This window comes from Gordonia sp. i37 (assembly GCF_002043085.1).
GTDB lineage: Bacteria > Actinomycetota > Actinomycetes > Mycobacteriales > Mycobacteriaceae > Gordonia > Gordonia polyisoprenivorans.
This window is the reverse complement of sequence record NZ_MVPX01000448.1, coordinates 1-1,342: the sequence shown is the minus strand read 5'-3', so window position 1 is coordinate 1,342 and position 1,342 is coordinate 1. Positions and strand designations below refer to the sequence as shown.

Below are 1,342 nucleotides of genomic sequence, written 5' to 3'. Positions count from 1 at the left end.
CGCCCCCTACCTGTGGCTCGAGGACGTCACCGGCGACGAGGCACTCGCCTGGGTGCGTGACCACAACGCGCCCACCCTCGCCGAACTCACCGATTCGGACCGGTTCTCCCAGCTCGAAGCGCAAGCGCTGGAGATCCTCGACACCGACGACCGCATCCCCTACGTGCGTCGCCGGGGCGAGTACCTCTACAACTTCTGGCGCGACGCGGCGCACCCCCGCGGACTGTGGCGGCGGACCACGCTCGAGCAATACCTCACCGACTCCCCCGAGTGGGATGTCCTCATCGACGTCGACGCCCTCGCCATCGCCGAGGACGAGAACTGGGTGTGGAAATCGGCGACCATGAACCGGCCCGGGTACGACCGCGCCCTGATCTCGATGTCGCGTGGCGGTGCCGACGCCGCCGTCGTCCGGGAGTTCGACGTCGCGACCCGTAGCTGGGTCGACGACGGCTTCACGCTCCCCGAGGCGAAGTCGTCGATCTCCTGGATCGACCGCGACACCGTTTATGTCGGAACCGATTTCGGGATACAGTCCGATGGCGACGGATCACTGACCACCTCGGGGTATCCGCGCGTCATCAAACGGTGGACGCGCGGCACTCCGGTCGATGCGGCGCCGACGGTGTTCGCCGGCTCTGTCGACGATGTGGCGGTGAGCGCCGGGTACGACCACACGCCTGGATTCGAGCGTCATTTCGTCTCGCGCGCAACGGATTTCTTCAACGAGCTCACCTACGAGCTCCGCGGCACCGAGGAGATCTTGCTCGACGTGCCGACCGATGCCCACGTCAGCGTGCACCACGATTGGATGTTTGTCCGCCCCCGTTCGGACTGGGAAGTCGGCGGAACCGATTATCCGGCAGGCACTCTGCTCGTCTTCGACTACCCGTCCTACCTCGCCGGGGCGCGCGAACACACGGTGCTGTTCACCCCGGACGCGCACACCAGCCTGCAGTCATTCTCCTTCACTCGGTCACACCTGATCGTGCTCACCCTGCACGACGTGCACACCGAGGTGACCGTGCGCACTCTCGGCGACTGGACGGTCGTGCCACAACCCGGGCTCCCCGAACTCGCGACCGTCTCGGTCCTCGACACCGATCCCGACGACAGTGACGAGGTGTTCTGGTCGGCGACGTCGTTCACCGCGCCACCGAGCCTGCTGCACGGCAACAGCGGCACCGAGGTCACCGTGATCAAACAGACCCCGCAGTTCTTCGACGCGGAATCGGTGGTGGCCGAACAGTTCTTCACCCCGTCCGACGACGGCACCCCGATCCCCTACTTCGTGATCCGGCGCCGCGACGTGACCAGCGGCCCCACACTGCTCTACGGCTAC

Annotated in this window: 1 pseudogene; it reads left to right on the top strand. The window is 66.3% G+C overall.

The window, feature by feature from the left end:
- Positions 1 to 1,342 (top strand): annotated as a pseudogene (locus B1964_RS22090) (prolyl oligopeptidase family protein); the annotation flags it as partial.